Genomic DNA, 24,541 nt, shown 5'->3' with positions numbered 1-24,541 from the left:
CTCCTGTCGCGCCGCCCAAATCCTAAAGCTGTTCGGGGCTCGACGCCAGCGGACCGGGGTGACGCAGTGCGACAGCCGCGCGCCGGACGCGGCGCACCACCGCGTTTTGCGCAGCGCGGCGGTTTCCGCTGCAATCGGCGAAAACCGGATCGGTGCGAATCACACCGGCAGATGCTCCGGCGCGCATGCTCGGACGACGGTCAACACGCTGCGTCCGGGGCGGTTCCAGCGTCGTCGTCGCCGTCCAAATTTGCAAGGCAGCACCGTAGGAACCACATCGCCGTTCGCTTCCCTCCCGGTCCGCGACCGTTATAATCCCGGCTGCTCGGATCACTTGCGTTCGGGCTTTCTTCGCACCTCCCCGCAACACGGGTTCCCAACCGTCCCGCAACACGGGCTCCCACATTCCTAACCTCGAAGTCGGTCCAACGAGGAGCGCTCCATGAGCTATGAACTTGACCATGCATTTCTCGGCAAGCCGCATCACCAGCTGCCGCGCCGGGTGTATGCGGCCCAAGGCTGCGATTGGCAGTATCGCGTCGATTACGAGCGCCTCCGCAAGGAGCGGCTGGCGAAGGCCCGCGAGCAGATGGAGATCCACGATCTCGGCGCGCTGGTGCTCTATGCGGGCGCAAACATTCGCTACATCACCGGTTCGTATCAGGGCAACTGGAAGTACAACATCAACATCCGCTATGCGGTGCTGCCGCGCGGGGGCGACCCGGTCCTGTTCGAGACCGCCGGCTCCGACATGCAGTGCGCCCGCATCGACCTTCCGTGGCTGCACAAGACCCGCGGCAGCAACATCGCCGAAGGACTGAAGGGCTCCGCCTCCATCGCGGCCGGCGCCAAGGAGCACAAGATCGATCCGTTGACCGATCCGGGCCTGATGATGCGCGACAACATCCGCCCCGCCATGACCTGGCAGTGGGCCGAGTCGGCCGTGCCCTACATGGCCGAGCGCATGGTCGCCTCGATCTACGAGGTGCTCAAGGAGCACGGCGTCGAGAAAGAGAAGATCGGCATTGACAATCTCGACATGCCGTCGCTCGACGCGTTCCAGAAGTTCAAGATCAACATCGTCAACGGCTGGCCGGCCATGTCGGCGGCCCGCGTCGTCAAGACGATCGACGAGATCGAGCTCCTGAAGCAGTCGTCGACCATCGGCGACGCCGCCATGTGGCACATCAAGCACGAATGGCTGAAGCCGGGCATCACCGAGCGCCAGATCGAGGCCAAGGTGCACGAGCTGATGCTGCGGCTCGGCTGCGAGATCATCTACGACATCATCGTCGCCTCGGGCGGCAACACCAGCCCGTATCGCCGGTGGGCGACCGACAAGATCATTCGCCAGGGCGATCTCGTCATCGTCGACATCAACGCGGTCGGCCCGTCCGGGATGTTCATCGACTACGTGCGCTGCTTCAAGTGTGCGGCGAAGATGACCCAGAAGGAAATCGACCTCTACAAACAGACCTACGATTCCATGTATGCCGGCATCGAGATGCTCAAGCCCGGCAACTCGACGGCCGACGTCGCCTCCAAGTTCCCCGAATACGACGACGACACCTACGGCACCGTGACGCTGCAGCAGTTCGCCCACTCGATCGGCATCACGCTCTACGAAGGCATGTGGATCTCCCGCGCCTACTCGCTGAGCCAGCCGGCCGAGATCAAGGAGAACATGTACTTCGCGATCGAGACCTTCGCGGGGCACCCGCTGCTCGAGCAGACCACGCGCCTCGAGGAGAACGTGCTGGTCGGTCCGAACGGCCCGATCATCTTCACGCTGATGGAGCATATGGAAGAGGCCGTCGGCGACCACGTGCGTCCGGGCGGCGTCAACCACCCCTCGCTCGAGAAGTGACCATCGACACTGGAGGGGCGCGGCGCGGCCGCGCCCCTTTCTCATCCGCCTCCGTCGACGTCGCGGCGTCCGGGTGCGGTCTCGTCCGGGGAGGTCCGAGCAGAGGAGACGAGGCACCGATCGTGCACGAGCGCGTGTGCCGCACTTTACCGCATTGCGGGCCCTTCGGGAGTGTTGCAGGCTGAAAACTACAAGAAAAGCCGCGTTGTACTTGCCTATTCCAATAAAACCCATCGCTAGATAGAGAGGAAGACCGAAATGAAAAGACTATTGGGTCTGGTCGCCGTCTCCGCCCTGTGTAGCGTGCTCGCGCCGGGGCTTGCGGCGGCGCAGAGCAAGGTCAAGGTCGGCATCCTGCTTCCCCTCACCGGGCCGTTCGCTGCCGTCGCCGAGACCCAGAAACAAGGCGCGCTCCTCGCCGTCGACGTGATCAACAAGCGGGGCGGCTTGGACATGCCGGGCGGCAAGGTCATGCTCGAGGGCATGGTCGACGACGACGAGTCGAAGCTCGACGTCGGCGTGCGCCGCTATCGCTACATGGTGTCGGAAGGCGTCAAGGGCGTCGGCGGCCAGACCTGGGCCCCGCTCGCCTATGCGATCAACGCCATCGTGTCGCGCGAGCCGATGCCCTACTTCCCGGTCTGCGTCCAGGCCAAGGAAGCGTTCACCAAGGGCAAGATCGCGAAATCGACCTTTGCGGCCGCCTACAGCCCGTGGACGGTCGGCTACATGGCCGGCACCCAGGCCGTGAAGACGCTCGGCAAGAAGAAGATCTTCTTCCTGGCCCGCTCGGACTCGTGGGGCTGGGACATTCGTGACGGCGTCTATGCGGCCGCCAAGGAGCACGGCGCCGAGATCGTCGGCTACGACGAGGCCTCGCTCGGCACCAGCGACTTCACCACCATCCTGCAGAAGGTGCGGGCCGCGAAGCCGGACGTGTTCATCGCCGCGCAGTTCGCCGCCGACTCGGTCGCGCTCCTCAAGCAGGCCCACCAGATGGGCCTCAACAAGGAGATGACCATCTTCAACGCCTTCATCACCAATGTGGTGGCGAAGGGCCTGCCGCCCGAGGCCCTGCAGGGCGTCTACGCGATGCATTACTTCTACTACGACCTCGCCGGCTTCGAGGACCAGGCCGTGGCCAAGTCGGCCGCGGACTTCACCGCGCTGTTCCGAGAGAAGTACGGCTATCCGCCGGACGCCTACGCGGCGATCGCCTATATCGCCTATATGGAGATGTTCCGCGGCTTCGAGCAGTCCAAGTCGTTCGACGCGACCAAGGTCACTGAAGCCATCACGGCCGACGGCGGCAAGTTCGACTCCGTCAAGGGGCCGGCGATCTGGCGTGAGGACCATCAGGCGGCATTCAAGTACGGCGCCTTCCTGGTCAAGGGCAAAGGCCCCGGCGAGCAGAAGAACGAGTGGGACCTGTTCGCCGTGCAGGGCTCCATGGGCGGCGACGCGATCCTGCCGCCGCTGAAGTCTCTCGGCTACTGATCTCTCCTCTCCGCGGCGGAGGCCGACCGGTACGGCCGGCCTCCGATCCCACCTCTCTCCGGTTCGCGGGCGTCCTCGCCGCCGGAGATGATCAGAAACGGGGAACATTGTGAGCACCGATCCGCGCGCCGAGATCATCAGGGCGGAAGGCGTCACCAAACGGTTCCACGGGCTGGTCGCCGTCAACAACGTGAACTTCGTCCTGCGAGAGTTCGACGTTGCCGGCATCATCGGCTCGAACGGCGCCGGCAAGACCACCTTCTTCAATCTCCTCACCGGCTACTACCCGCCCGAAGAGGGCAAGGTTTTCTTTCGAGGCCGGGACGTCACCCGGATGCCGCCGGAGGGGCGGGTCGACCTCGGCATGATGCGCACGTTCCAGCTCACGGCGACGTTCGACAGCCTGAGCGTGGTGGACAATCTCGTCCTGTCGTTCTTCCGGGCGCACAAGAAGCCGTCGCTGCTGGCGTTGTTCTTCAACACCTGCAAGGGCCACCGCAACGACCCGAAGATCCTCGAGATCCTCGATACCTTCAATCTCGGCGACATCCGCGACCGCATCGTGAAGAACCTCAGCCTCGGCGAAAAGCGCCGGCTCGAGATCGCGATGTCGATCCTGGCGGATCCCTCGCTGCTGCTGCTCGACGAGCCGCTGGCCGGGTTGGCGGAATCCGAGATCAAGATGCTGCTCGACGTGCTCAAGGCGCGCGTCGGCCGGCAAACGATCCTCATCGTCGAGCACAAGCTGTCGCACGTCCAGGACTTCCTGCAGCGCCTCACCGTCATGCACGAAGGGCGGGTGATCGCCGAGGGACCCGTGCAGGAGTGCCTGCGGCACCCCGAAGTGCGGCGGAGCTACTGGCAGATATCGACGCCTGCCGAAGAGACCGGGGTGGCCGTGTCATGAGCAGCCAAGTTCTCAACGTCGAGGGGCTCAACGCGTCCTACGGCGAATCCAGGGTCCTGTTCGACATCAGCATCAACGTCCTCGACAAGCAGGTCGTCGGCTGCGTCGGCCGCAACGGCGCCGGCAAGTCGACGCTGCTGAAGAGCATCGCCGGTTTCCTGCGGCCGCGCTCCGGCACCATCAGCTCCGACGGCGTCGACCTGGTCGGTCGCACCGCCTTCGGGATCGCCGGGATGGGGATCAAATACATCCCCCAGGACAAGAAGGTGTTCTCCGACCTCACGGTGCGCGAGAATCTCGAGCTCGGCAGCTACGCCTCCGGCGACTACAACTGGGAACCGGTGCTCGAGTTCTTCCCCAAGCTCAAGGTCCTGATCGACCGCAAGGCGGGCTATCTTTCGGGCGGCGAGCGGCAGATGCTGATGATCGGCCGCGCCATCCTGGGCAAGCCCAAGCTCCTGCTGATCGACGAGCCGACCGAGGGTCTGGCGCCCAGCATCGTCTCGCATCTCAAGGACGTGTTCCGCGAGCTGAGCAAGAGTGCGGCGCTCGTCATCGTCGAGCAGAACCTGCCGATGATCTGTGCGATCTCCGACAAGATTTATGCCCTCAACGAGGGTCGGCTGATGGCCGAGATCACCGAGCGCGACAAGATCACGCCGGAGTTCTGCGAGCCGTACCTCTAGTCCGAGACGGCCCGCGGACCTCGATGGTCCGTGGGAACAGAACGTGCCGCTGTCGGATCGGCTCGCCGGGCAAGCCTTCGAGACGGTTCGGACGGTTCCAAAAGGCGAGGGAGCGGACGCGTGCCGCCGCTCCGAGAGATCGGCTGTGCGACGGTGTCCGCCGTCGCAGGGGCGCGATCGAGAGAGGGATCCTGCGATGAACGTCCTGAGATGGTGGTCGGGGCTTCTGGTGGCCTTCGCGCTGCTCATCCTGCTCCGCATCTTCCTGCCGCTGCCCTTCAACAACGAGATCATCATCTTCTCGGTCTACGTGATCGGCTGCAACTTCCTGCTCGGCCGCGTCGGCTTCATCTCGTTCGGCCAGCCCGCCTATCTGGCGGTCGGCGCCTACGGGACGGCATTCTACCTCTACTACTTCGGCACCAATCCCTATGTCGGAATCCTGATCGGGATCCTCTCCGGGATCGTGGTGTCGCTGATCGTAGGGCCGCTGTTCGTGCGGCTGCGCAGCGACTACTTCGCGCTCGTCAACATGGCGCTCGCCGTCATCATCTTCTTCCTGATGCAGAAAGTGCTGGCCGACATCACGTTCGGCGACAACGGCCTGTGGTTCCTGACCAACGTCGACTCGACGCCGATTCTCGACCTCACCCGGCCCGACCAGTTCTACATCTTCGCCTTCCTGGCCGCTTTCGCCGTGTGGGCCTTCTACAAGTATCTCGACGACTCGATCTTCGGGGCCTGCTGTCTCGCCACCAAGATGAACGACGACAAGGTGCGGTTCCTCGGCTACAACAACTTCCACATCCGCCTCGCCGCCTTCGTGATCGCCAACACCACTACGGCGCTGGCCGGGTCGCTCTATGCCGTCTATCTCGGCTTCGTCAGCCCCGAGATGACGAGCCCGGCCCGCACCGCCGACCCGGTGGTGGTGACCATCCTGGGCGGCGTCGGCACCCTGTTCGGGCCGATCGTCGGGTCGGTCGCCTACACTGGCATGAAGGATCTGATCAGCAAGTATTTCGGCAACTGGGAGCTGGTGATCGGCATCCTGCTGGTCTTCATCATGCTGGCCGGCGAGAAGGGTATCTGGGGCTCGCTCGAGCCGCTCATCAAGCGTTGGGTGTTCCGTCAGCGCGAGGCGGAGAAGCCCGCCGCCGCCGATGCAGGAGTGAAAAGCCGATGATCGATCCTCAACTGCTCCTGTCGGGCGTCATCTTCGGCCTCAGCATGGGGAGCATCTTCTTCCTCATGGCGATCGGCCTGTCGCTCTGCTTCGGCCTGATGCGCATCATCAGCCTCGACCAGCTCCTCTATTACGCGATCGGCGCCTATCTGACCTACACGGTCAGCCTGCTGGTCGGGAACGTGTGGATCGGGGTGCTGGCCGGCGTGCTGGTCTCCGGGCTGACGGCGTACCTGATCGAGCGCTTCGTGTTCCTGCGCATCTATGCGCGGGACATCACCTTCAGCATGATCACCTCGTTCGGCATCCTGATCGGCGGCATCGGCGTCATCAAGGCGATCTGGGGCCTGGTGCCGCGGCCCGTCCCGGTGCCGATCGAGGCGCAGCTCGATATCTTCGGCACCGAGATCCCGATCTACCGCCTGGTGGTGATCGTCATCGCGCTGATGGTCTACGGGGGGATTTGGCTGTTCCTCAACAAGACCATCATCGGCAAGGCGATCCGGGCCGGCATCGAGGATGTGGAGCACGTCGAGGGACTCGGCATCAATGTCTACCGGCTGTTCACCGTGACGTTCGTCATCGCCGGTGCGATGTCGGGTCTGGCCGGCGGGCTCAATGCGCCGCTGATCATGGTCGATCCCAACATGGGCCTGGAAATCCTGGCCTTCGTGTTCATGGTGGTGATCATCGGCGGGCTGGGCAGCATCAAGGGCACGTTCATCTCGGCCTTCCTGGTCGGCCAGGTGGTGTCGATCGGCTCGCTGATCTACGCGCCGCTCGCCCAGATGGCGCCGTTCGCCATCATGCTGCTGATCCTGCTGGTCAAGCCGACCGGCCTCTACGGCAGCACGATGATGAAGCGCTGACAGTAGGCCTCATTGCGGATCCGCGAGCGGCCGGGCCTCGTGCCCGGCCGTTTCGCGTCCGAAGGCGTCGTCGGCTTCAGGCACCGTGACGACCGCGATGTCGGCACCGGCGCGGCGGCGCAGCGTATCGGCCACGCTGCCGTGCACCAGGTCGGTGAGATCGTGGCGGTGCGGGGCGCCGAGCACCACGATCGTGGCCGGCAGGGCGCGGGCACACGCCAGCAGCGCGTCGGCCGCATGGGCGGCGCCGGCGCGCACCACCTCGCCACGGGCCGAGATGCCGGCGAGGCGCAGGCGGGCCAGGGCCCGCTCGACCACGCCGGCCGCCTCGGCCTCGGTCTCGGCGTCGACGGCGTCGCCGTCCAGCACTTCCTCCATGCGGACATGCTCGACCGCGACCGCAAGGCCGTGGCTGCGGGCGAGGGCGGCGGCGTGTGCCACCACGTCGACATCCGCGGCCGTGCCGTCGACGGCGGCGAGCACGAAGGACGCCGCCGGGGAGACGGCCTCGGCGGGTGCGGCGATACGGTCCGGCGCCGCCGCGTAGCGGCCGAGGGTGCGGCGTCGCACCAGCAGGAACAGCGGTGCGCCGACCGCGGCCGCGGCGGCGACCGCAAAGGCCGAGCCGGCGCCGAAATGCTCGGCGAGCGTCGGCGCCGCGAACGGCGCCACCACGCCGGCGAACCAGCGCACGCAGTTGTAGGCCGCCGAGGCGACCGGCCGCGCCACCGGCGACACCTCCAGCGCCATCTCGGTGAACACCGTGTTGCATACGCCCATCAGAGCGCCGCTGACGACGACGCCGGCGGCGACCGCCAGCGGCGGCGCGACGCTCATGCCGGCGAGCAGCAACGCGAACAGCACCAGGCAACCGCCGAGCAGAGCGAGCGCGCTGAAGCGCGCCTGCAGGCGCGGCGCCACCATGACGGAGAAGATCGCCAGCAGCACGCCCCAGCCGAAGAAGATCAGCCCGACCGCATGCGCCGACATCTGCAGCACGAAGGGGGCGAAGGCCAGCACGGTGAAGAAGGCGTAGTAGTACAGCATCGCCCCGACTGCCGTGGTGGCGAGGCCGGCATGGGCCAGCGCCCGGATCGGCGCGGAGAGCGAGATGGTCTGCTTGGGCTTCGGCTGCTCGGGGAGGAACACCGCGATGGCGACGAAGCAGACCGCCATCAGGGCGGCCGTGCCGAAGAACGGGTAGCGCCAGGAGAGGTCGCCGAGCGCGGCGCCGAGCAGCGGCCCGGCCGAGATGCCGAGCCCGAGCGCCGCTTCGTAGAGCAGGATCGCGGCTGCCGTGCCGCCGCGCGAGGTGGCGACGATCACGGACAGCGCCGTGACGACGAAGAAGGCGTTGCCCAGTCCCCAGCCGGCCCGATAGCTGACCAGCGCCGCGACCGAGTTCGACGTCCCGGCGAGCGCCGCGAACACCACGATCAGGGCGGCGCCGAGCAGCAGCGTCTTGCGGCCGCCGAGCCGGCTGGACACGAAGCCGGTGACCAGCATCATGGCCGAGGTGACGAAGAAGTAGCTGGTGAACAACAGCGACACCTGGCTCGGGCTGGCGTTCAGCCCGGCCGCGATCGAGGTCAGGATCGGGTCGACCAGGCCGATCGACATGAAGCCGACCACGCAGGCGAAGGCGGTCGCCCACACGGCCTTGGGCTGATTGCGGAAGAGGGAAAGACCGAGATCGGCCGACATGGCTGCTTTACCTGGCAAGGGCGGGGGTAAGGGGGGTGGAACGATGAAATCTGTACGATGCAGATAAATAGCGGCGGCGCCCGCCAGAAACAAGCTGTATGATGCATCAAAATCGCCGTGCTGGTGCCGCCAAGGCGGGCAGGTGCGGCCGGAGGGGGCAGCGGTGGCCGACCATCGGTCAGACCAGGGGTCCACAGAGCAGGGCGCTGTGACGGCGCGGCTGGAGCAGGAATTCGCCTTTTTGGCCAGGTCCATGGAGGCGATCAACCGCAAGCGCGCCTACCCGCTCGAGCGGGCCCATTACCTGCTGCTGCTGCGCCTCGCCGACGGTCCGCGCAGCATCGGCAGCCTGGCGACCGGCTTGGCGCTCGACGATTCCACCGTCACGCGCCAAGTCGCCGCCATGGAGAAGGCCGGCCTGGTCAAGCGCCACACCAACCCGGCCGACCGCCGCAGTGCCCTGATCGAGCCGACCCCGGAGGGCTCGGCCCGCGCCCAGGGCATGCGCAACCTGCGGCTCGCCCGCATCGCCGCCCTGTTCGCGAGCTGGGAGGAGGCCGACCGCGCCGCACTTGCCAATCTGCTGGCGCGCGTCAATCGCCAGCTCGCCGAGACGCTGGCAGGCATGGACGAGGGAGAGAGCGACACCGCGGCCGATTGCTGAGGGCGACCCCGGTCATGCAACAGTGACGCGGGCGGACGGCGCCCGGGGCCGCGCCTGGTCGCGTGTGTGCGAAAAGCGCTCGCGATACTCCTGCGGCGAGGCGCCGAGGTTGCGCAGAAACGCGCGTCGCATGGTCTCCTCGGAGCCGAAACCGCAGCGATGGGCGGCCTGCTTCACGGCGAGCCCGGTCTCCAGCAGCCGGCGGGCCGCTTCGACGCGGATCCGCTCGACCGCGCGGGCCGGCGTCTCCCCGGTGACGGCGTGATAGTGGCGCACGAAGCTGCGCTCGCTCATCGCCGCGGCGGCCGCGAGCGCCACGACCGACAGGTCCGCGGTCAGGTGGTCCGATATCCAGGCGTGAAGCTCGGCGAAGCGCCCGTCGCCACGGTGCTGCAGCGCCAGCGCGGTCGAGAACTGGCTCTGCCCGCCGGGGCGCTTGAGGAACACGACGAGCTGGCGCGCGGCGGCGAGCGCCACCTCGGGCCCGAGATCGGCCTCGACCAGCGCCAGCGCCAGATCGATGCCGGCCGTGATGCCGGCCGAGGTCCAGATCGGCCCATCCTGGATGAAGATCGGGTCGGGCTCGAGCCGCACCTGCGGAAAACTTTCGGCGAACTCGGCGCAGCGGTTCCAGTGGGTCACGGCGCGCCGCCCGTCCAGAAGTCCGGCCGTCGCCAGCAGGAAGGCCCCGCTGCACACCGAGGCGATGCGGCGCGCACTTCCGGCGCGCGCAAGAATCCAGTCCGGGAGTGCGCCCTCGCAGGCGGCACCGACCCCGAAACCGCCGGCGACGATCAGGGTGTCGACCGGTTTGTCGGCCGCCGGCAGCGGCTGCGCCGCGAGACCGAGACCGGCCGAGGACACCACCTGCGGCGCCTCGGCCACTACGACGGGGTCGTAGGCACGGGCGCGCCCGTGCTCGTCCAACCAGTCGTTCGCGGTGGCGAATACCTGCAGGGGCCCGGCGAGGTCGAGAAGCTGCACGCGCGGAAACGCCAGGAACTCGATCCGGCGCGGTAAGGATGGCGTATTTCGAGGGGTCTTTGGCATTTGCGCCAAAGGCTCCCCGGTTAGGGTCCGTTTGTCAATGCCGATCGCGCCGCCAGCGGCGCCAAACCAGGACATGCCGATGACCGACGATCCCACCCCCCGCGACGCCAGTCCGCTCCGGATCGGCCTGCTCGTCTTTCCTGGAATCCAGGTGCTCGATCTGACCGGGCCCTACGAGGTGTTCGGTGCCGTGCCGGACGCGGTCGTGAGCCTCTTGTGGAAGGACTGCGCTCCGGTGATGTCGTCCGGACGTCTGCCGTTCGCGCCGACCGCGACATTCGCCGAGGGCTCGCCGCTCGACGTGCTCTGCGTGCCCGGCGGAATCGGCGTCAACCGCCTGCTCACGGACGCCGAGGTGCTGGACTTCCTGCGCGTGACGGCGGCGCGGACGCCCTGGCTGTGCAGCGTGTGCACCGGCGCGCTGCTGCTCGGTGCCGCCGGCCTGTTGAAAGGTCGGCGCGCCACGACGCACTGGAACTCGCACGATTTCCTCCCCGCTTTCGGGGCCGTGCCGGTCGACGAACGGGTGGTGCGCGACGGCAATCTGTTCACGGCGGCCGGCGTCACCTCGGGGATCGACCTGGCGCTGGCGGTGGTCGGCGCGGTGGTCGGCCGTGAGCGAGCCGAGGAGATCCAGCTCGCGCTCGAATACGCCCCGCAGCCGCCGTTCCGGTCCGGCACCCCGGATACGGCACCGGCCGCCGTTCTCGCCGCCGCCAAGGCCCGCGCCGCCCCGTCGCGCCGGGAGCGCGAGGCGATCATCGCGCGGCTGGCGCGCGGGTCCGCACGGGCGTCGGTCGGCTGATCGAAAATCGCCACCGACGAGAAGCGCGACCGACAAAAAGAAACGGCGCCTCGCGGCGCCGTCAGGGGGTCGAGGCGGCCGTCTTCCGCGGCCGCAAAAGGGGGCGAGGTCAGGCCGGGATCTGCTTCTGCTCGCGGGCACGCTTCGCCTTGATGGCGGCGAGCACGCGCTCGGCGGTCGCCGGCAGCGCGGTGATGCGCACGCCGACGGCGTCGTAGATCGCGTTGGTGATCGCCGGAGCGGTCGGCACCAGGCTCGGCTCGCCGACCGCCTTGGCGCCGAACGGGCCGGTGTGGTCGTAGTTCTCGACGATGTCCTCGTCGATCGCCGGCATGTCGAGCGTGGTCGGCATGATGTAGTTGGTGAGGTTGCAGTTGATCTGCTTGCCCGCCTTGTCGAACAGGATCTCCTCGTACAGCGCGAAGCCGAGGCCCATGTAGACGCCGCCGTCGATCTGGCCTTCGACCAGCATCGGATTGATCGCCGTGCCGCAGTCGTGCGACGCGGTGACGCGCAGCACCTCGACCTCGCCGGTCTCGTCGTCGACGTCGACCTCGGCGATCTGGGTGGCGTAGACATAGGTGCCGAACGGCTTGCCCTGTCCGGTCTCCGGATCCATCGGCACCATCGGCGGGTTCCAGGTGGCGCTGCCGATCGGCGGCGTGCCGATGCCGTTGTGGGCCCGCGAGGAGACGTCGGCGATGGCGACGTTGCGGGACGGGAAGCTCTGCACCTGGATCTTGTGGTCCTTCGCCTCCAGCATGTTCGGCTTCACGCCGAGCATCTCGGCCGCCACCTCGAACAGGATGTCGCGCGCCTTCTCGGCGGCGATCCGCACGGCGTTGCCGGTGATGTAGGTGGTGCGGCTGGCGATGGCGCCGGTGTCCATCGGGCAGGTGTCGGTGTCGCCCGAGATGATGTGGATGTCGTTCGGGGCGAGGCCGAGCGCCTCGGCGGCGATCTGGCCGAGCACGCCGAGCGAGCCCTGGCCGGTCTCCACCGTGCCGGTGAGGACGACGGCGGTGCCGTCCTCGTTCACCTTGACGACCGCACCGCTCGGGTTCGCGTAGCCGGTGAACCCGACCGGATACCACATGCTCGCCAGGCCACGTCCGCGATGCTTCATGACTGCGTCTCCCAGCCGAACTTCTTCACCGCGTTCTGCATCGACTCGATCACCTTGACGCTGTGCAGCACCTGGCCGGTCGCCGTCATCGAGCCGTCGCGGAAGAAATTCTTCATGCGCAGCTCGAGCGGGTCGATCTTCAGATCGCGGGCGATGTCGTCCATCTGCGATTCGTAGGCGAAGCACACCTGCGGGGCACCGAAGCCTCGCATCGAGCCCGCCGTCGTCTTGTTGGTGTAGACCACGTATCCCTCGATGAAGGAGTTGGGGACGTGGTACGGGCCGGTCGACAGGATGCAGGCCTTGCCGAGCGTCGTCTCGCTGAACGAGCAGTAGGCGCCGCCGTCCAGTATCATGCGGATCTGGCGGGCGAGGATCTTGCCGTCCTTGCTGACGCCGGTCTTGTACTTCATGAAGAAGGCGTGCCGGATGGTGCTCGCGACGAACTCCTCGACGCGGGTGAAGCGTCCCTTCACGGGCCGCCCGGCCTTCTTGGCGAGCAGCGCCAGCACCGGCTCGTGGCGGATCTCGTTCTTGCCGCCGAAGTTGCCGCCGACGATGGTGCCGATCACTCGGATGCGGCTGATCGGGACGTGCAGCGTCTTCGACAGGTCGACGCGCGCCAGCGTGATGCGGCCGATCGAGGCGTAGACCGTGAGGCGCCCGTTGGAGTCCCAGTCGGCGATGGAGGTGAACGGCTCCATCGGCGCGTGTTCGATGCCGGGCGTGTAATACTCGTCCTCGTAGATCCGGTAGGACTCGGCGAAGCCCCTCTCGACGTCGCCCTGGCGGATCACCTTCTTGGCGTACACGTTGGTGTCGCCGCCGTGGACCTTGTGGGACTCCGGCTTCAACGCCTCGATCGCATCGTAGACGCCCGGCAGCGGCTCGTACTCGACCTTGATGGCGTCGCACGCCGCCTGGGCGATCTGCTCGGTGACGGCCGCGACCGCGGCGACGCCGTCGCCGGCCTGGCGGACGATCGGGTCGGCCAGCAGCGGCTGGTCGACGATGCTGGTGCCGAACAAGTTGGTCGGGATCTCGCGGCCGAGCAGCACCGCCATCACGCCCGGCATGGCTTCGGCCGCGCTGATGTCGATGCTCTTGATCCGGGCCGACGCGACGCCGGCCCGCTTGATCCTGGCGTAGAGCATGCCCGGCAGGGCGATGTCGTCGATGTAGCGGGTCAGGCCGAGGCCGTGATCGCGGCTGTCGGGCCGCTGCGCCCGCAGGCCCACCGCATGGGTCTGCTCGCCGACCTGCGGGACCAGCGGCGGTTCCAGCGGCAGCGTCGACGGCCGGGCGACCACCGGAAGGCGGAGGTCTTCGTCGGCACGTCGAAGCGAGTCGACGGGCGCGATGCGGGTCTTGTCGAGGACGTCCAGGTCTTCGGCCATGCTGCTCCTCACCGTTGCTCGGGCGCCGGAAGCGCGGGGGTCGCCGACTGCATCATCTTGGCGGCTTCGTGGATGCCGTCGATCATCTTCACATAGCCCGTGCAGCGGCACAGATTGCCGGCCAGCGCGGTGCGGATCTCTTCGGTGGTCGGGTCCGGATTCTCGTCGAGCAGCGCCTTCGAGGTCAGGATCACGCCCGGACCGCAGAAGCCGCATTGGAGCGCGCCGGTCTCCTCGAACACCTTCTGCAGCGGATGCAGACCCTCGCGGGTGGCGAGGCCCTCGATGGTGGTGACGGCACGGCCGTCGGCCTGGGCGGCCAGCATCAGGCAGGCGTTCACGGCCTTGCCGTCGACGATCACGGTGCAGGCGCCGCAATCGCCGATGTCGCAGCCGGTCTTGGCCCCGGTCAGCAACAGGTGCTCGCGCAGGAAGACCAGGAGCGTCGTCTCGGGCGGCACCGAGGCCGAGCGGATCTCGCCGTTGACGGTGAGGGTCACGTTCATGATGCGAGCTCCTTCTGGTTCGGGGTCGCCCGGTCCCAGGCGCCGGCGAGGGCGCGCTTCACCAGAACGGCGACGAGGTCGCGACGGTAGTCCGCGCTGGCCCGGAAATCGGTGATCGGCTTGGCTTCGGTGGCGGCGATGCGTCCGGCCTCGGCCATCGCCTCCTCGGAGACGGGCCGGCCGGACAGATAGGCCTCGGCCTTGGGTGCCCGGATGACGGTCGGCGCGACCGCGCCGAGCGCGATCCGCGGCTCGGAGAAGAGGCCCTCGGAGGTCCAGAAGCTCGCCGCGGCATTGACCAGCGCCAGCGCCTGGCCCTTGCGCAACCCGAACTTCTGGAAGGCGGTCGGCTTGTAGAGGTTCGCCTTCGGGACGATCACCTCGACCAGAAGCTCGCCGACCGCGAGGCTGGTTTTGCGCGGCGCCACGAACAAGTCCGACAGCGGGATGGTGCGGCGGCCGGACGGGCCGGCGATCGTCACCAGCGCCTCGAAGGCCAGCAGCGTCGGGCCGGAGTCCATCGACGGCACGCAGGTCATCAGGTTGCCGCCGATGGTGCCGAGATTGCGGGTCTGCACGGCGCCGATCACCACGGCCGCATCGGCGAGGGCCGGCGCCACCTGGTGAACGACGGCGGAGTGCACGATCTCGCTGTGGGTGGTGAGCGCCCCGATGCGCAGGCCGGCGTCGGTGAGCGCGATGCCCTTGAGGTCGGCGGCGCGCGAGATGTCGACGACGACCTCGGGCGGCGGATGGGGCGTGAACTTCATATCGGCGAGAAGGTCGGTGCCGCCGGCCAGGACCTTGGCGCCTTGGCCGTACTCGGCCAGCAACGCCACCGCGTGCTCCGAATCCTTCGCCGCCACGTATCCGAACGGTTTCATGTTGCAAGCCTCGGCGGTGGGCCGGTCGGGCTGCCGTGTCGGGCGGAAGGTTCGGAACTCCGGCGGCGTTCGGTCGAAGCCGTGGTCAGTTCGGGTCCGAAAGGGAGGTGCGCGACATCGAGCAGATTCGAGAGCCGGCTGAATGACCTTCAGAACGTGCATGCTTCCCGGCAGATCGACAAGCCCGGGAAACACGGGCCTCATCGTCGCAGGCTGCAGGACTGACGCGGCATCCCGGCGCGGCGCGCCAAAAAATATCGATATTTCAGAAGCGTTCCAGTATGCGTCGCGATTGATGACGGCGCGGATCAAATGATGTGCCGCCGCACGCAGCAAATTCGTCAGCGTTTACATTGCGTTGCAGCATCGTGTCCGGCCGTTGATGCTGCAGCGCGGCAAACAACGTGATCAGGCGGGAGTGTCGCGCCGCCGGATCGGCCGTCATTCCGGGGCGCGGGCTGCAGACCCGCGAGCCCCGGAGTCCATAAGCCCGGTCTGTGTGTATGGATTCCGGGCCCGCCGCTGCGCGGCGTCCCGGAATGACCGAGGGTGGGGGTCGCCTCACACGTAGCAGGGGCCGTCGATCAGCGGATGCGCCTTGATGAAGGCCTCGTCGACCTCCAGCCCGATGCCGGGCTTTTCGGAGGGGCGCACGCAGCCGTCGGCGTCGAGCCGGTACGGGATGCCGCCGACCTCGTCGCGGAAGGGATTGTGCTTGGCGAGGTCGCCCTCGAAATAGCCGGGGTTGTCGATCGCGGCGAGCAGATTGAGGGTCGCAGCCATGTTGACGCCGGTCGCCGAGGTGTGCGGGTTGATGGTCAGCTTCCAGGCCGAGCCGATGGCGGCGATCCGCATCGTCTCGGTGATGCCGCCGGTCTTGGACAGGTCGGGCTGCAGCACCGTCACGGCGCCGCCGTCGATCAGCCGGGTGAAGTCGAACCGGGTGAAGTGGTTCTCGCCGGCGGCGAGCGGCACGGTGCCGTAGCTGGTCGCGGTCTCGTAGGCGCGGTCGTCGAGCGGCGAGAACGGCTCCTCCAGCCAGCCGACGCCGAGCTCGTCGAACACCGGGATGGCGCGGCGGGCGTCGTCGAGGCTGTAATTGGTGTTGGCGTCGACCAGGATGTCGATCTCGTCGCCGAGACGCTCGCGGACCGCCCGCACGCGGGCGAGGTCGCGCGCCACGACGTCGCCGCAGCGCAGCTTGAGCGCCCGCCAGCCGGCCTCGACATAGCTCTGCGCCTCGTCGGCGAGCGACTCCGGCGCCTGCCAGCCGAGCGAGATGCCGCCGGCATAGGCCTTGATCGGTTTGGACGAGCCGCCGAGCATGCGGTAGAGCGGCCAGCCCGCGACTTTTCCGCGGATGTCCCACAAAGCGAGGTCGATGCCGGAGAGCGCCATCGCGGCGGCGGCCCCCATGCCGTGGCTGGCGAGTTGCATGCGGTGGACGCGGCTCCACACGCCGACCACGTCGAGCGCGTCGAGCCCGACCACCAGCTCGGAGATCGTCGTGTCGACCAGCTTGGCGATGGCGCCCGGGCAGCGGCCGTGATGGGACTCGCCCCAGCCCGTCACCCCTTCGTCGGTCTCGATCTTCACCAGCACGGCGTCGCGCTTGACGGCGCGGCCGATGCCGAGCGTGACGTTCTGGCCCTGCGGGACCCGGAAGGAGATCGGAACGGCGGTGACGGAGCGGATGCGCATGGCGTCCTCAAGCAGCAAAGGTGGTGGGATTGACGAGGTTGAGCGGGCGTTCGCCGCGCAACATGCGGAGCATCTCGCCGACGGCGCCGAGGCTCATCGCCCGCATGCTGGTCGACGTGATGGCGGCGACGTGGGGCGTCATCAGGAGGTGCGGGCAGCCGAACAGCGGGCTGTCGGCCGGCACCGGCTGACTGTCGTAGACGTCGACGGCCGCCCCCGCAATGGCGCCCTTGGTGAGGGCATCGACGAGGGCCGCGGTCTCGACCACAGGGCCGCGCGACGTGTTGATCAGCACGGCGTCGGGTTTCATCAGGCCGATCAGCCGGCGGTTCACCAGGCCGCGGGTCTCGTCGGTCAAGGCGCATGTGACGGCGATCGCATCGCTGCGAGAGAACAGCTCGTCGAGCGACACCTCGGTCACGCCTTCCGGGAACGGCCCCTTGTTGACGCCGATGACGGTCATGCCGAAGCCCTCGCGGGCGATGCGGGCGATGCGGCTGCCGATGGCGCCGACCCCGATGACGCCGAGCGTGTCGCCGGCGACCTCGCGGGTGGTGTCCGCCATCGGTCGCGCCGTGTTCCAGCCGTCGCGGCGCATCACTGCCTCGATGTCGCCGAGCGGCCGGCGCAGCCGGAACAGCGCAGCGAAAAAGTACTCGGTGACGGCCTGGGTGTTGCAGCCCGGCAGGTTGGCGACCATCACGCCGTGCCGGGTCGCGGCCTCAACGGGAATGAAGTCGAGCCCGACGCCGTGGCGGACCATGCCCTTGAGCTTCGGCGCGTGGTCGCAGATGTCCTCCGGCATCATGGCCCGCACGATGATGCCGTCGACGTCGCGCGCCAGCCGCCGCAGCGTGTCGGGCGCGGCGTCGGGCGCGACGACGATGCGGGCATGCGGCGCCAGCATCGCGTCGCCGTCGGAATGCATCGGATTGGTCACCAGCACGGTGGGCTTATCGGTCATCGGCGAGGTCTTTCTCGGTGATCGGCAAGATCTTTTTCGGTGATCGGATTGACGAGACGCCCGAGGCCTTCCACCTCGGTCGTCAGGACCGCGCCAGGGCGCAGCCAGGTCGGTGGCGTCCGCATCGGCGCGACGCCGGCCGGCGTTCCGGTGGCGATGATGTCGCCCGGCTCGAGCGGCTGCTCGGCCGACAGGATGGCGATCAACTCGGCGACCGAGAACAGCATGTCGGCCGTCGACCCGTTCTGCAGGGTCGCGTCGTCCATCGTCAGCGTGATGCGCAGGCGCTGCGGATCGGGGATGTCCGAGGCGGAGACCAGCACGGGCCCGAGCGGGAAGAAGGTGGGAAAGTTCTTGCCGCGGCGGAAGTGGCCGTCGGCGCGGATCACCGCCGACGCGCTGATGTCGTTGCAGGTGCAGTAACCGGCGACGTGGGAGAGCGCCGCATCCGTTGCGACCGCCACGGCCCGACGGCCGATCACGGCCGCGAGCTCCCCCTCGTAGGTGACGCCGCCTATGCCGGCCGGGAGCACCACGGCGTCGTCGGGCCCGATGACTGTGGCGGACTCCTTGATGAAGACGACCGGCGTCTCGGGCGCCGGGATCTTCCGCTCGGCGATGGCGTCGCGGTAGTTGTGCGCGACGCCGACGATGCGTCCCGGCCGCGGCAGCGGCGCCAGCAGCCGGACGTCGGCGCGCGGCAGGCGCGCAGCCGCCGGCACCGCGGCGCCGGCGAGCCGCGCCTCGATCCGGTCCAGGCCCGCCGTGATCAGGGCGAGCATCGACGGGTCCGGCCCGACGATGTCGCGCAACGCCGCATGGCCGAGATCGACGACGGTCTCGTCGTCGCCCGGGCGGCCGGCTTCGAGCACGCCCGCGCGTGCTGCTCCGCCGTGTTCGAAGGTCACGAACCGCAATGTCGTCTCCTCACGCCTTGCGGTACTTTTCGATCACGGCGCGGTCGACCTCGATGCCGAGGCCCGGACCGGTCGGGATCTTGACGATGCCGCCGTGCTGGACGATCGGCTCTTTCGCGAGATGATCCCGGAAGGGATTCTCCTCCTGCTCGAACTCCAGGAGCGGCGGGCGTGGGAACAGGCAGGGCGGCTGGTCGGGAATCGCGGCCAGGAACTGCAGCGTGGCGGCGAGCCCGACGGCCGAGCCCCAGGCATGCGGCACGCATTCGACCCCGTGCGCCGTCGCCATCGCGGCGATCTTCTTGCATTCGGTGATGCCGCCGGCGGCGCAGACGTCGGGCTGCACGATGTCCATCGCCTTGCGGACGATCTTGTCGCGAAAACCCCAGCGGGTGAAATCGTTCTCGCCACCCGCCACCGCGATGTCGAGTGCGCGCGTCACCTCGATGTAGCCGTCGATGTCCTCGGGCGAGATCGGCTCCTCGAACCACTCGATGTCGAGCTCTTCGAGCTTTCGTCCCAGCCGGATCGCATTCGGTACCGTCAGGCAGTGGTTGGCGTCGACCATCAGCCGCACGTCCGGACCGATGGCGGCACGCACGGCGGCGATGCGGGCGACGTCGCGCGCCGTGTCGCCGAGCCCGATCTTCATCTTGATGGCCCGGAAGCCGCGCGCGCAAAAGCCTTCGGCCTCCTCGACGGCCTCCTCGACCAGGCGGTTCATGTCGATGAAGTAGAGGCCGGTCGCATAGGCCTGGACCTCGGACCGGAAGGCGCCGCCGATCAGCTTGTGAACCGGGCGGCCGCAGATTTTTCCGATCAGGTCCCACAGCGCGATGTCGATGCCGCTGATCGCGGCGATCGCCATGCCGGTCTGGCCGTAGTCCTTGATGCGGTTGTAGAGGTATTCCCAGATCACCTCGACGTCGAACGGATCGCGGCCGATCACATGGGCGGCGAGCTGGGTGTCGATGAAGGCCTTGGCCACCGCGGACGGGCCGTAGCACTCGCCCCAGCCGACGACGCCGTCGTCGGTCTCGATCTCGACCAGGCAGGTGCCGCGCACCTTGTAGAGCCAGCCGCGCGACGACGTGAACGGCTTTTCCACCGGGGCGCTGACGACATGGGTGGTGACGGATTTGATCTTGCTCACGGGGATGGGGCCTCGATGGAGAGGGGGAAGTGACGTCTGAATTCGGGTCGGCTGTGCCGTGTGGCTGCCCCCCACCCCCGACCCCTCCCCGCCGCGCGCTTCGCTCGCGGGGGGAGGGGAGCCGAAGCGGTGTCTTCTCCCCTCCCCCCATTCGCGTCAGCGAATGGCGGGGAGGGGGCGGGGGTGGGGGCTCTTGCTTCTTTGGCTGGTCGGCGCCTCCGACCTACGGCTGGTCTTTGAAGACCTGGGTGGCGACCTCGCGCAGCGACACGGTGACGGCCTCGACCTCCTTGGTCAGTGCGTCCCCGGTGAGATCATCGACCAGGAACGAGTTGTCGTTGGCGAAGGTCTTGAAACGCGGATCCTGGATCGCCTTGCGGAACGCCGTGGTCAGGCGGTCGCGGATCGCCGGCGGCAGGTTGGGGGGAGCGACCACATAGGCCATCTGCACCACCGGCCCGTATGGGAAGATGTCGAAGCCCTTCTCCTTGAAGGTCGGCACGTCGGGGAATTGCTCGAGCCGCTTGTCGGCGAACACGCCGATCGGCTTCACGAGCCCTTCCTGGATCTGGCCGATGCTCTCCGACGGCTTCAGCACGCCGGCATCGAGATGACCGCCGAGCAGGTCGGCGATCACCTTGGAGCCGCCCGTGTAGGGCACATTGACGTAGCCGGCATAGCCGACGCCGGCGGCGCGCGCCGTCATGGCGGCGAAGATGTGGTTGACGTTGTAGGTTCCGGGGGTGCCAATCGTCACCTTGCCGGGGTTCTTCTTCATGTTGGCGATGAAGGCGTCGAGCGGCTGGTGCGGGCTCTTGCCCGGCACCTCGAGCAGCAGCGGGTCGCTCGATACGCGGATCAGATGGGTGAACTGCTCGTTCTTGAGCTGGGCCTTGCCCTGGGCGATGGAGGCCAGCGTCGAGCTGGTGCCCATGCCGAGCGTGTAGCCGTCGGGATCGGAGCCGGCGACCCGGCGCAGCCCGATGCCGCCGTTCGCGCCGACGATGTTCTCGATGATGATGCTGATGCCCTGCTCCTTGAGGAGGGGCTGGAGCTGGCGCGCCATCACGTCGTTGGAACCGCCGGGGTTCCACGGGACGATGAAGGTGATGTCGCGGCTCGGGAACGCCTGAGCGTCGGCCGGCCCGGCCGGAGCCGACACCGCCAGGGCACAAAGGGCCGCCAGTGCAAAAGAAATCTTGGCCATGGACTATCCATCCGGTCTGTTGTTTGTTATAACAAACATCGGACGTCGAGTGCTGTCAATCGGAGAAATACGGGTGTCGTGATTTTTGCGCTGCAGCAACGCCGTGGCGTAAGATCGGATCGGAGCGAAACTTGCAACACGCCGGCCCGACACGGCCGAGAGACGGATCGATGAGCAGAACAGCGGCAGCGAAATTGAAGAAGATCGAGCGCGAGCCGCTGTGGGACCTGGCGCATGTCCAGTTGCGCGACGCGCTGCTGGCCGGCCATTTCGCACCCGGCCGCGCCCTGCCGCTGCGCGATCTCGCCCAGACCTTCGGCATCTCGATCACCCCGGTGCGCGATGCCGTCACCCGGCTGGTCGCCCAGGGGATTCTGCAGCAGGGTCCGCGCAACTCGGCCGTGGTGCCGCATCTGACGGTCGAAGAGCTGCGGCACCTCACGCTGGTGCGCTGCGAGCTGGAGGGGCGGGCCGCCCGCGAGGCGGCGGCACGGCCCGACGCTGCCGCGCTGGCGCGGCTCGATCGCCAACTCGCCACCATGCGGGACCTGATCGCCCGGCGCCAGCTCGACACCTATCTGGACGTCCACCGGGCGTTCCACTTCGGCATCTACGCCTTGGCGAAAATCCCGATCCTGCAGGAGATGATCGAGAACCTGTGGCTGCGTTGCGGGCCGGTGCTGTCCTTCGTGGTTCCCGACTACGTGCTGCTGCGCAAGGGCAGCGACCACCACGCGGCCGCCCTCGCCGCGCTGTCGCGGGGCGATCCCTCCACGGCCGAGGCCGAGATCGTCGCCGACATCGAGGAGGCGTCGCGCTACCTCGTCTCGCTCGCCGACGGCAAAGGGCTCTTGCGGCCGCCGTCCGCGGCAGCGTGAGCTGTTTCCTCTCCCCCGCTTGCGGGGAGAGGTGAAGGTCCGGTCGCCGCTGGAGCGATGTCCGTTCGACTTGACCCGACACCGTCATCCTCAGGGACCCGGCGAAGGGGACTCTCGCGGGCCATGTGCCTCACATCCGTCCGATCCGGCTGCGATGTGGATGTCGGGATTGGCGACGACCGGGGAGCGGATCGATGAAAAGACTCTGGCTTGCCGTGGCCTTGGCGGTCGGCACCACGGCCGCGCGGGCGGACGACATGGCGACGATGATTTCCAAGTACCGCCAGGCGCATGGGTTGTCGTCGGTGAAGACCGACCCGCAGCTCACGGCCATCGCCGAACGACAGGCGAAAGCGATGGCCGCGGCAGGGGTGATGGACCATGGCGTCGCCGGGTCGTTCTCCTCCCGCATATCCGGCGCGCAGTCCGGCATGGCGGCAGAAAACATCGCGGCCGGCACCAAGACCTGGGCCGAGACGTTTCGCGCCTGGCAGAGCTCGCGCGGCCACAATGCGAATTTGCTGATGTCGCGCGCCGACAGCGTCGGCGTCGCGGTCGCTCGCAACGAGCAGACCGCGTACAAGACCTATTGGGCCATGGTGATCGCCGACAAGGCCCCGAAACCGAAGGGCGGCAAGCCTGGGATCGACCACGGAATCCGGGGCCGAGCCGGGGTCGTCTGGGGCTCCGACGATGCGGTCACCACGGTGAAGAATGTCGTCTGCAAGATCTTTTGCTGATCGTCGGACGTCCGAGCCGGCAGGCGACTGACCTGCCGGCCCCGCGCCAGGCGTCGCGATCCGGCGCCGAGCAGGTCTCGCCCCGAAATTTCTTGTCGAAATCCGCGCTTCGTTCAAAATCCCGGACAATTGAAATCCCGTGCGGAATTTCGGAACAAGCCATGATCAGGATCGTCCTCGCCGGGCTGTCGATGCTCCTGAGCGTCAGCGCGGCTTTCCCGGAGGTCCGGATCGCCCCCGCTGACGCCGAGGTTGCCCTCGCCCACGCCCGGGTGCTGCAGAAGAAGGGCCTGCAGGCCGCGGCCAGGGCGGACCGCGGAGCCGCCATAGACCTGCTGCCGGTGTCGGAGCCGGTCGCCCCGCGGGATCGTGACGGCATCCGCCTGTCGCTGCTCGAACGGATCTTGTCGGTGGGCGAAGCGTCTGCGGCCGGCGCCGCGTCTCCCGCGCCGTCGTCGACGGCGGCGCCGCCGTCCGCCCCCTCCCGACGGATCGCGCTCGTCATCGGCAACGGCACCTATCAGCAGGCGCCGCCGCTGCCCAATCCCCCCAACGACGCGGCCGACGTCGCAAGCGCCCTGCGGCGGCTCGGCTTCGACGTGGTGGAAGGGATCAATCTCGACCGACGCGCGATGGACGACACCCTGCGGGCGTTCGGCAAGAAGCTCGACCGCGCCGACCTCGCGTTGTTCTTCTATGCGGGGCACGGGCTGCAGGTCGCCGGCAAGAACTATCTGGTGCCGATCGACGCCAAGCTGGAGCGTCCCGGCGACCTCGCCCTCGACGCGGTCGACATCGATGTCGTGCTGGCCCAGATGGAGGCCGAGAAGCGGGTCAACCTCGTGTTCCTCGACGCGTGCCGCGACAACCCGCTCGCCCGCAGCCTGTCGCGCTCGCTCGGCACCCGCTCCGGCACCGTGGGCGCCGGTCTCGCGTCGGTCCAGAGCGGGGTCGGCACCATGATCGCCTACGCGACCCAACCCAACAATGTGGCGCTGGACGGCGAGGGGCGGAACAGCCCGTTCACGACGGCCTTGCTCCGGCACATCCCGACACCCGGGGTCGACATCGGTACGGTCATGCGTCGCGTTCGTGCCGACGTTCTCGCGGCGACCCGCGACAAGCAAATTCCTTGGGACCACTCGTCGCTGGTGGGCGACGTGATCCTGGTGCCCGCCAATGCCGCGACTGCGCCGGCTCCCACCGCCGCCACCGATGCCGGCCGCAACACGGATTTGATGAGGACGACCGACCTCGGCTACATCCCGCCCGAGGAGGCGACCGCGAAACGGCGTGAGTTCACCGTGAACACGCGATGCTGCGGGCCCTTCACCTACGGGATCACGCCCGGCCGCTATCTGATCGGACATTATCCGAAGCAGAGCGGGACGACGAACGGACGGATCGGCCCGGACGGTACGGCCAGTGGACTATGGATACAGCCCCGAAGCGATCGTCCCTGCGCAGAGCGCCGTAACGGGAGTCTTGCTTGGGGGCGCTTCGTCTTCAGAAATGTCGGAACAGCCGCGATGACCGGAGAGTGGGGCTACTGCGACGAATACCCCACTCAACCCTGGAATTTCTATTAGAGCGGCTTTTCCGTTCGGCCCGCCGCGATAAAAAGCCGCTCTAATACCAGTCTCCGGTGTCATCGACCTTCATCGTCATTGCCTGGCTTGACCCGGCAATCCATCGAGCTTCGAAAGGAACTCTTCTTTTGAGCGATGGATGCGCGGGTCGAGCCCGCGCATGACGAGTCGGAGCTTCTGAAGACGGGAATGATACGGTTTCCGGGTGATTGACTCGGAGGATTCCGAGACTGTTGCGAAGCAG

The 24,541-nt window shown here is 67.6% G+C and carries 23 protein-coding genes; 11 read left to right on the top strand and 12 right to left on the bottom strand.

Annotation, left to right across the window (positions count from 1 at the left end; all coding sequences use genetic code 11):
• Positions 1 to 442 precede the first annotated feature (442 nt).
• The 6 genes from HXX10_RS18275 to HXX10_RS18250 all read left to right on the top strand — a co-directional run bounded on the left by HXX10_RS18275 (position 443) and on the right by HXX10_RS18250 (position 7,012).
• Entirely contained in the window at positions 443 to 1,867 is a 1,425-nt protein-coding gene (locus tag HXX10_RS18275) for a M24 family metallopeptidase (RefSeq protein WP_296524228.1), read from the top strand.
• A 258-nt stretch (positions 1,868 to 2,125) separates the two neighbouring features.
• Positions 2,126 to 3,364 carry an ABC transporter substrate-binding protein gene (locus HXX10_RS18270; RefSeq protein WP_296524227.1) on the top strand — a complete coding sequence of 413 codons (1,239 nt, stop codon included), beginning with the start codon at positions 2,126 to 2,128 and terminating at the stop codon, positions 3,362 to 3,364.
• Between the two features lie 109 nt (positions 3,365 to 3,473).
• Positions 3,474 to 4,271: an ABC transporter ATP-binding protein gene (locus tag HXX10_RS18265; RefSeq protein WP_296524226.1), complete on the top strand. Its 798-nt coding sequence runs from the start codon at positions 3,474 to 3,476 to the stop codon at positions 4,269 to 4,271.
• Positions 4,268 to 4,957 carry an ABC transporter ATP-binding protein gene (locus HXX10_RS18260; protein ID WP_296524225.1) on the top strand — a complete coding sequence of 230 codons (690 nt, stop codon included), beginning with the start codon at positions 4,268 to 4,270 and terminating at the stop codon, positions 4,955 to 4,957. The genes HXX10_RS18265 and HXX10_RS18260 overlap by 4 nt, the downstream gene beginning before the upstream one ends.
• 196 nt (positions 4,958 to 5,153) lie before the next feature.
• Entirely contained in the window at positions 5,154 to 6,143 is a 990-nt protein-coding gene (locus tag HXX10_RS18255) for a branched-chain amino acid ABC transporter permease (RefSeq protein WP_296524224.1), read from the top strand.
• On the top strand, positions 6,140 to 7,012 hold the full coding sequence (locus HXX10_RS18250; RefSeq protein WP_296524223.1) for a branched-chain amino acid ABC transporter permease: 873 nt from the start codon (positions 6,140 to 6,142) through the stop codon (positions 7,010 to 7,012). The genes HXX10_RS18255 and HXX10_RS18250 overlap by 4 nt, the downstream gene beginning before the upstream one ends.
• Positions 7,013 to 7,021: 9 nt before the next feature.
• On the opposite strand, the gene HXX10_RS18245 is transcribed toward HXX10_RS18250, so the two are convergent.
• Positions 7,022 to 8,716, bottom strand: a complete 1,695-nt coding sequence (locus HXX10_RS18245; protein WP_296524222.1) for an MFS transporter — start codon at positions 8,714 to 8,716, stop codon at positions 7,022 to 7,024.
• A 241-nt stretch (positions 8,717 to 8,957) separates the two neighbouring features.
• Here HXX10_RS18245 and HXX10_RS18240 point away from each other — a divergent pair, with 241 nt between their 5' ends.
• Positions 8,958 to 9,380, top strand: a complete 423-nt coding sequence (locus HXX10_RS18240; RefSeq protein ID WP_296524221.1) for a MarR family transcriptional regulator — start codon at positions 8,958 to 8,960, stop codon at positions 9,378 to 9,380.
• Positions 9,381 to 9,392: 12 nt separating this feature from the next.
• On the opposite strand, the gene HXX10_RS18235 is transcribed toward HXX10_RS18240, so the two are convergent.
• On the bottom strand, positions 9,393 to 10,430 hold the full coding sequence (locus HXX10_RS18235; RefSeq protein ID WP_296524220.1) for a GlxA family transcriptional regulator: 1,038 nt from the start codon (positions 10,428 to 10,430) through the stop codon (positions 9,393 to 9,395).
• A 79-nt stretch (positions 10,431 to 10,509) separates the two neighbouring features.
• On the opposite strand from HXX10_RS18235, the gene HXX10_RS18230 reads away from it, so the two are divergent.
• Positions 10,510 to 11,235, top strand: a complete 726-nt coding sequence (locus tag HXX10_RS18230; protein WP_296524219.1) for a DJ-1/PfpI family protein — start codon at positions 10,510 to 10,512, stop codon at positions 11,233 to 11,235.
• A 109-nt stretch (positions 11,236 to 11,344) separates the two neighbouring features.
• Here HXX10_RS18230 and HXX10_RS29010 read toward each other — a convergent pair whose 3' ends face one another.
• From HXX10_RS29010 to HXX10_RS18185, 10 genes are all read right to left on the bottom strand, one after another.
• Complete coding sequence (locus tag HXX10_RS29010) at positions 11,345 to 12,361, bottom strand: xanthine dehydrogenase family protein molybdopterin-binding subunit (protein ID WP_367142000.1); 1,017 nt, start codon at positions 12,359 to 12,361, stop codon at positions 11,345 to 11,347.
• On the bottom strand, positions 12,358 to 13,758 hold the full coding sequence (locus HXX10_RS29005) for a xanthine dehydrogenase family protein molybdopterin-binding subunit (protein ID WP_367141999.1): 1,401 nt from the start codon (positions 13,756 to 13,758) through the stop codon (positions 12,358 to 12,360). The genes HXX10_RS29010 and HXX10_RS29005 overlap by 4 nt, the downstream gene beginning before the upstream one ends.
• 8 nt (positions 13,759 to 13,766) lie before the next feature.
• A complete protein-coding gene (locus tag HXX10_RS18220; RefSeq protein WP_296524218.1) occupies positions 13,767 to 14,264 on the bottom strand; it encodes a (2Fe-2S)-binding protein in 498 nt (165 codons plus the stop codon).
• A complete protein-coding gene (locus HXX10_RS18215) occupies positions 14,261 to 15,148 on the bottom strand; it encodes a xanthine dehydrogenase family protein subunit M (RefSeq protein WP_296524217.1) in 888 nt (295 codons plus the stop codon). Before HXX10_RS18215 ends, HXX10_RS18220 begins: the two co-directional genes overlap by 4 nt.
• Before the next feature lie 265 nt (positions 15,149 to 15,413).
• A complete protein-coding gene (locus HXX10_RS18210) occupies positions 15,414 to 15,593 on the bottom strand; it encodes a hypothetical protein (protein WP_296524216.1) in 180 nt (59 codons plus the stop codon).
• A gap of 116 nt (positions 15,594 to 15,709) precedes the next feature.
• Positions 15,710 to 16,849: a mandelate racemase/muconate lactonizing enzyme family protein gene (locus HXX10_RS18205; RefSeq protein ID WP_296524215.1), complete on the bottom strand. Its 1,140-nt coding sequence runs from the start codon at positions 16,847 to 16,849 to the stop codon at positions 15,710 to 15,712.
• A gap of 7 nt (positions 16,850 to 16,856) precedes the next feature.
• A complete protein-coding gene (locus HXX10_RS18200; protein WP_296524214.1) occupies positions 16,857 to 17,813 on the bottom strand; it encodes a hydroxyacid dehydrogenase in 957 nt (318 codons plus the stop codon).
• Positions 17,810 to 18,721 carry a fumarylacetoacetate hydrolase family protein gene (locus tag HXX10_RS18195; protein ID WP_296524280.1) on the bottom strand — a complete coding sequence of 304 codons (912 nt, stop codon included), beginning with the start codon at positions 18,719 to 18,721 and terminating at the stop codon, positions 17,810 to 17,812. Before HXX10_RS18195 ends, HXX10_RS18200 begins: the two co-directional genes overlap by 4 nt.
• 19 nt (positions 18,722 to 18,740) lie before the next feature.
• Entirely contained in the window at positions 18,741 to 19,883 is a 1,143-nt protein-coding gene (locus HXX10_RS18190) for a mandelate racemase/muconate lactonizing enzyme family protein (protein WP_296524213.1), read from the bottom strand.
• A 223-nt stretch (positions 19,884 to 20,106) separates the two neighbouring features.
• Positions 20,107 to 21,090 (bottom strand): tripartite tricarboxylate transporter substrate binding protein, encoded by a 984-nt coding sequence (locus tag HXX10_RS18185; protein ID WP_296524212.1) that lies wholly within the window; start codon positions 21,088 to 21,090, stop codon positions 20,107 to 20,109.
• Positions 21,091 to 21,260: 170 nt separating this feature from the next.
• Between HXX10_RS18185 and HXX10_RS18180 the strand changes: the two genes are divergently transcribed.
• From HXX10_RS18180 to HXX10_RS18170, 3 genes are all read left to right on the top strand, one after another.
• Positions 21,261 to 21,968 (top strand): GntR family transcriptional regulator, encoded by a 708-nt coding sequence (locus HXX10_RS18180; RefSeq protein WP_296524211.1) that lies wholly within the window; start codon positions 21,261 to 21,263, stop codon positions 21,966 to 21,968.
• Positions 21,969 to 22,162: 194 nt separating this feature from the next.
• Entirely contained in the window at positions 22,163 to 22,708 is a 546-nt protein-coding gene (locus HXX10_RS18175; RefSeq protein ID WP_296524210.1) for a CAP domain-containing protein, read from the top strand.
• A gap of 161 nt (positions 22,709 to 22,869) precedes the next feature.
• Entirely contained in the window at positions 22,870 to 24,297 is a 1,428-nt protein-coding gene (locus tag HXX10_RS18170; RefSeq protein ID WP_296524209.1) for a caspase domain-containing protein, read from the top strand.
• The last annotated feature ends 244 nt before the right edge of the window (positions 24,298 to 24,541 follow it).

Origin of the sequence: Rhodoplanes sp. (assembly GCF_013377085.1) — a bacterium.
Classification (GTDB): Bacteria; Pseudomonadota; Alphaproteobacteria; order Rhizobiales; family Xanthobacteraceae; genus Rhodoplanes.
This window is presented reverse-complemented; position numbering and strand designations above follow the sequence as displayed.

Excerpts from the sequence above, each read along its gene's own strand:
- HXX10_RS18215 (WP_296524217.1), bottom strand. The coding sequence starts at position 15,148 with ATGAAACCGTTCGGATACGTGGCGGCGAAGGATTCGGAGCACGCGGTG.
- HXX10_RS18175 (WP_296524210.1), top strand. The coding sequence starts at position 22,163 with ATGAAAAGACTCTGGCTTGCCGTGGCCTTGGCGGTCGGCACCACGGCC.
- HXX10_RS18185 (WP_296524212.1), bottom strand. The coding sequence starts at position 21,090 with ATGGCCAAGATTTCTTTTGCACTGGCGGCCCTTTGTGCCCTGGCGGTG.
- HXX10_RS18220 (WP_296524218.1), bottom strand. The coding sequence starts at position 14,264 with ATGAACGTGACCCTCACCGTCAACGGCGAGATCCGCTCGGCCTCGGTG.
- HXX10_RS29010 (WP_367142000.1), bottom strand. The coding sequence starts at position 12,361 with ATGAAGCATCGCGGACGTGGCCTGGCGAGCATGTGGTATCCGGTCGGG.
- HXX10_RS18250 (WP_296524223.1), top strand. The coding sequence starts at position 6,140 with ATGATCGATCCTCAACTGCTCCTGTCGGGCGTCATCTTCGGCCTCAGC.
- HXX10_RS18180 (WP_296524211.1), top strand. The coding sequence starts at position 21,261 with ATGAGCAGAACAGCGGCAGCGAAATTGAAGAAGATCGAGCGCGAGCCG.
- HXX10_RS18230 (WP_296524219.1), top strand. The coding sequence starts at position 10,510 with ATGACCGACGATCCCACCCCCCGCGACGCCAGTCCGCTCCGGATCGGC.
- HXX10_RS18255 (WP_296524224.1), top strand. The coding sequence starts at position 5,154 with ATGAACGTCCTGAGATGGTGGTCGGGGCTTCTGGTGGCCTTCGCGCTG.
- HXX10_RS18205 (WP_296524215.1), bottom strand. The coding sequence starts at position 16,849 with ATGCGCATCCGCTCCGTCACCGCCGTTCCGATCTCCTTCCGGGTCCCG.
- HXX10_RS18235 (WP_296524220.1), bottom strand. The coding sequence starts at position 10,430 with ATGCCAAAGACCCCTCGAAATACGCCATCCTTACCGCGCCGGATCGAG.
- HXX10_RS18275 (WP_296524228.1), top strand. The coding sequence starts at position 443 with ATGAGCTATGAACTTGACCATGCATTTCTCGGCAAGCCGCATCACCAG.
- HXX10_RS29005 (WP_367141999.1), bottom strand. The coding sequence starts at position 13,758 with ATGGCCGAAGACCTGGACGTCCTCGACAAGACCCGCATCGCGCCCGTC.
- HXX10_RS18210 (WP_296524216.1), bottom strand. The coding sequence starts at position 15,593 with ATGACGGCCGATCCGGCGGCGCGACACTCCCGCCTGATCACGTTGTTT.
- HXX10_RS18200 (WP_296524214.1), bottom strand. The coding sequence starts at position 17,813 with ATGACCGATAAGCCCACCGTGCTGGTGACCAATCCGATGCATTCCGAC.
- HXX10_RS18170 (WP_296524209.1), top strand. The coding sequence starts at position 22,870 with ATGATCAGGATCGTCCTCGCCGGGCTGTCGATGCTCCTGAGCGTCAGC.
- HXX10_RS18245 (WP_296524222.1), bottom strand. The coding sequence starts at position 8,716 with ATGTCGGCCGATCTCGGTCTTTCCCTCTTCCGCAATCAGCCCAAGGCC.
- HXX10_RS18260 (WP_296524225.1), top strand. The coding sequence starts at position 4,268 with ATGAGCAGCCAAGTTCTCAACGTCGAGGGGCTCAACGCGTCCTACGGC.
- HXX10_RS18270 (WP_296524227.1), top strand. The coding sequence starts at position 2,126 with ATGAAAAGACTATTGGGTCTGGTCGCCGTCTCCGCCCTGTGTAGCGTG.